General features: G+C 65.6%; 7 protein-coding genes. All 7 read right to left on the bottom strand.

The window, feature by feature from the left end; genetic code table 11:
• Positions 1-180, bottom strand: a 180-nt coding sequence (locus tag AC2VOU_RS16305; protein WP_486958312.1) for a DegV family protein, incomplete at its 3' end; no start/stop codon positions are given.
• A 4-nt stretch (positions 181-184) separates the two neighbouring features.
• Entirely contained in the window at positions 185-1,027 is an 843-nt protein-coding gene (octT, locus tag AC2VOU_RS16310; protein WP_486958307.1) for a diglucosylglycerate octanoyltransferase, read from the bottom strand.
• Positions 1,017-1,697 (bottom strand): glucosyl-3-phosphoglycerate phosphatase, encoded by a 681-nt coding sequence (gene gpgP / locus AC2VOU_RS16315; RefSeq protein ID WP_486958308.1) that lies wholly within the window; start codon positions 1,695-1,697, stop codon positions 1,017-1,019. Before gpgP ends, octT begins: the two co-directional genes overlap by 11 nt.
• Positions 1,694-2,053 (bottom strand): ribosome silencing factor, encoded by a 360-nt coding sequence (gene rsfS / locus AC2VOU_RS16320; protein ID WP_486958309.1) that lies wholly within the window; start codon positions 2,051-2,053, stop codon positions 1,694-1,696. The genes gpgP and rsfS overlap by 4 nt, the downstream gene beginning before the upstream one ends.
• Positions 2,050-2,655 (bottom strand): nicotinate-nucleotide adenylyltransferase, encoded by a 606-nt coding sequence (gene nadD, locus AC2VOU_RS16325; protein ID WP_486958313.1) that lies wholly within the window; start codon positions 2,653-2,655, stop codon positions 2,050-2,052. The genes rsfS and nadD overlap by 4 nt, the downstream gene beginning before the upstream one ends.
• 231 nt (positions 2,656-2,886) lie before the next feature.
• Entirely contained in the window at positions 2,887-3,903 is a 1,017-nt protein-coding gene (locus AC2VOU_RS16330; RefSeq protein ID WP_486958310.1) for a PE-PPE domain-containing protein, read from the bottom strand.
• An 83-nt stretch (positions 3,904-3,986) separates the two neighbouring features.
• On the bottom strand, positions 3,987-4,178 hold a 192-nt coding region (locus tag AC2VOU_RS16335), incomplete at its 5' end, for a VWA domain-containing protein (protein ID WP_486958311.1).

A 4,178-nucleotide genomic window follows, 5' to 3' on the forward strand; every position in this document is an offset into this window, starting at 1 on the left:
GGTCGCGGCCGCCGTGGTGGCATCGTCGTACTCGTGGATATTGTCCGGGATATCGTCTATGCCGTCGCGAAAATCGGCATCGTCGAGCAGGATGTGCAGCGGGACTTGACGTATCCCCCACTGCCGGCGCAACTCATCGGAAAGTCGGGCCGACGAGTCGGTGACGACGATGACGGACATGAACTCAGCTGTCGACTCGGACATCGACCGGATCGCGCGGCTCCTCCTCATCGCGCTGCGCGCTCTGCATCGTCGCCACGGGGGCCGGATCGCGCGGCTCCTCCTCATCGCGCTGCGCGCTCTGCATCGTCGCCACGCCGGCCTCGGCCAACGCCTTGAGCATCAGTTCCGCCACCGCCCGGTGCGCTTCGAAGTTCCAGTGAATGCCGTCAGGGTTGCCACGACCGTTCAGCACTTCGTCGGCAACAGCGGCTTTCAGGTCGACCAGCGCGACATCATGCTCGTCGGCCCATCCGGTGATCGCCGCGACGGTGCCCGCCCTCCCGTGGTGCGCCTTCCCGTACGCCGTGGCGATGTGCACCGACGGCAGCGTTGCGACGATCGGGATGCCCGGTCGATTGAAATCGATTGCGCCACGAGCCTCTTCAAGATACTCGGCGGTGAGGTGCGGCGGTAATGCGGCCCGCGACACCGGCGACAGCCGGGGCTGCGCCCACCCATAGCCGTCTCGAACCCAGCGGCGCAGCCACGGCGGGCGGACGTAGCGGATGAGCTCCCGCAGCGCTGTCGGCAACGGCGAGGGTAGCGAGTCCATGCCGCTGGTCGCAAAGATCACCGCACCGGCTCTCGGCAGCGCCGCCCACGCCCGCGGATCCTGGGTAGCCGCCCACCAGACATCGCGGCAGGTCCACCCGATACGACCGATCAGCTCTACATCCCAACCCAGTTGGTTGGCAACGATATTGGGCCAAATACGGGAGTCATCGGCGGGCAGGCCGCCAGTCGGGCCGTAGTAGGCCAGTGAATCGGCGAAGACCAGCAGGGTCGGCCGCGGCTCAGAGGACATCGCCCGCAACTTGCGCCGATGCGTTCCACACGTCGAGCCGCCAGCGGATGGCATCGAAATCATCAGCCGCCGCGCCGGACTCGGTATGCCCGGACAGCTGCGTCCAGCTGGCATTGCCCATGCCGCCCAACGCCGGCCAGTTGCGGACCGGCAGCCGCAGCAACGCCGCGGTCAGCGCGGCGATCAGACCGCCGTGGGCGACCAGAACAACTGGCCTGCCCGGCTCGTCGTCGGCTCCCCAATCCGGTTCGCCGGCAACCAATTCGGTGACCAACGGCAGACTGCGATCGGCCACGTCGATCCGATTCTCCCCGCCGTGCGGCGCCCACGTGGCGTCATCGCGCCACGCCAACCGCGCACCCGGCACGCTGGCGTCGATCTCGGCGTGGGTCAGTCCTTGCCAGTCACCGAGATGGGTCTCCCGCAGCCGGTCGTCGGCGCGCACCCGCAACCCGGTGTGTTGCTGCAACGCCACCGCCGTGTCGTAGGCGCGCCGCAGATCCGACGACACGATGAGCAAAGGTTGCTGCTTGGCGAGCGCCTCGGCCGCGGCCACCGCCTGGGCGTGACCAAGCTCCGTGAGCTCGGTGTCGAGTTGGCCTTGCATCCGGCTGCCGAAATTGAACGCGGTCTGGCCGTGCCGCAACATCACCAGCCGACGGACGGTCATGACACGTCCACCGCCACCACCGGACAGTCCCGCCACAGCCGGTCGAGGGCGTAGAAGTCGCGCTCGTCCTGGTGCTGGATGTGCACGACGATATCGACGTAGTCCAGTAGCGTCCAGCGGCCCTCGCGGGTGCCTTCACGGCGGGCCGGCTTGTACCCGGCCTCGCGCATCTTCTCCTCGACTTCGTCGACGACCGCGTTGACCTGTCGTTCGTTGGATGCCGAAGCGATCACGAAGCAATCGGTGATGACCAACTGTTCGGAGACGTCGATGACGACCACGTCGTCGGCGAGCTTGGAGGCGGCCGCGCGGGCTGCGACTGCTGCCATATCAATGGCCTCGGGCGCGGCGGTCACGCTTCCTCCCCCGGTTTGCGATACAGATCGGTCTTGGAGATGTATTGCACGACGCCGTCGGGCATCAGATACCACAGCGGGCGGCTATGGGCAGCGCGCAGCCGGCAGTCGGTGGAAGAGATTGCCAGAGCCGGGATTTCGACTAGTGACAGGGCATCCTCGGGCAGTCCGTTGAGGATGCCGGCGAGGTGCTCGCTGCGAAGGTCGTAGCCCGGGCGGCTGACGCCGACGAAGCGGGCCGCCGCGAACAGCTCATCCAGGTCCTGCCAGGACAGGATGGACGCCAGAGCATCGGCGCCGGTGATGAAGTACAGGTCGGAGTCCGGCTTTAGCGCCTGCAGATCCCGCAGGGTGTCCTTGGTATAGGTAGGCCCGTCGCGGTCGATGTCGACGCGGCTGACCGAAAAGCGCGGGTTGGCCGCGGTGGCGATCACCGTCATCAGGTAGCGATGTTCGCCGGCGCTGACCTCGCGGCCTTTCAGCCAGGGTTGGCCGGTCGGGACGAACACCACTTCGTCGAGGTCGAACAAGTCAGCGACCTCGCTGGCCGCGACCAGGTGCCCGTTGTGGATGGGATCGAACGTCCCGCCCATGACTCCCAGCCGCCGCTTTGGCACGGTTTGCCAGCTTACTTGAGCCTAGGTGCGCAGGCCGAACTCACATGCCACACCAGCACCCCGGGGAGTCAGCGTTCGATGTGCCCACCTCCAAGCGACAAACCTCGTCTGTCGCCGCTATTGTCGCTGCGAGGTGGGCACATTGACGGTCCGCCAGCGGCGAGACTGGTGATACTGGTGAGGCTGACGGGACAATCCGTGGACCGCCCGATGCGGTCAAGCGAAAGCCGGGTTGAAGAGGTCTTGAACTGAGTCGAGCAGGGCGGTGAACAATCCGCTGTCGGCAATCCCGCCATGAAAAAGAGCGTCCAGCAGCGCGGTCGTGTCGTTGATCATGCTGCCCGGGTCCGATCCGTCCGGAATGGTGATGGTCGTGGTCAGGTCGTTGGTCGTTGCCACGCCGGTACTGATGTCGGCCGGCGTCAGCCCCAGGTATTCCGCGTGGGTGGTGAAGAAGTGGTAGAGCGCGTTGCCGAGGGCGTCCAGGGTGTTGCCGTCGTCGGCGGCCAGTGCCGCGTTCCAATCCTCTTGCCAGTCGGCGACCCCGTCGGTGTCGATCGTGTAGATCGTCGTCTGATACAGGTCGTCCGGCGTCACACCGGCAAGCGTGCCGCCGGGGGCGAATTGGTCCTCGTTGGTGTCGGTGAGCAGGTCGTTGGTCAGAGTCGTCCCGGTGGTGCCGCCGCCGAATAGCTGAATCAAGTCGGTGTAGATGTTGGTGGCCACCCCCTGCGCGTCGCTCGGGTCGCCGATGAACACGAAATGCAGGTCGGCGGTGGGAATGTGGTCTGCCGAGAGCGCTTGCTCTGCCGCCGAGGCCGCGATGACACTCTGCGAGTAGGCGAACACTGTCAGCGGGTCGCTGGCACTCATATCCCCGGCTTGATATTCAGCTTCTATCGCGTACACGAGGTCCGTCTCGTCCTGCAGGCTGCTCGGACCCTCCTCGAGCAGCTCCGGCGTCGTCAGCACCTGCAACGGAGCGTCGCAGGGCAAGTTTCCGGCCATGTCGCAGATTGACGTGGCGTTGGTGAACCCCAACGGATCCAGATACAGCGACTCGGCGGCGTCCACATAGGCCGTCGACGGCGTCGGCGCGAAGGTACCGCCGAGAAAGATCGCATTGGTACTGCCCGCCAACGCGTCGTCGTCGGCATGGGCCAACGCAGACAAGACGATCGACACCCCGACAGCAGCCACGATCGGCGCCACAACGCGAAGACTCTTCAGCATGACGAACCCCACTCAGTGTTCTTACGCACGTCAAATGTTGCGCTAAGAATAACCTCAGTTCGAGTCGTCCAACTGAGGAAAATCTAGACCGGTAGGAGCTGGTCGATCACCGTGGCCAACTGCTTGGCGGAACGGCATTCGTGCATGGTGATCACCTCTTGGTAGCGCGGCACCGCCGAATCGCCGCTGCCCCACAGGTGCTTGGGCTCGGGGTTCAGCCAGTGCGCGTGCCGGCTGGCGGTCACCATGTGTGACAGCACGTCGGTGGCCGGGTC

The organism is Mycobacterium sp. TH-M25, from assembly GCF_057473665.1.

Excerpts from the sequence above, each read along its gene's own strand:
- octT (WP_486958307.1), bottom strand. The coding sequence starts at position 1,027 with ATGTCCTCTGAGCCGCGGCCGACCCTGCTGGTCTTCGCCGATTCACTG.
- gpgP (WP_486958308.1), bottom strand. The coding sequence starts at position 1,697 with ATGACCGTCCGTCGGCTGGTGATGTTGCGGCACGGCCAGACCGCGTTC.
- AC2VOU_RS16330 (WP_486958310.1), bottom strand. The coding sequence starts at position 3,903 with ATGCTGAAGAGTCTTCGCGTTGTGGCGCCGATCGTGGCTGCTGTCGGG.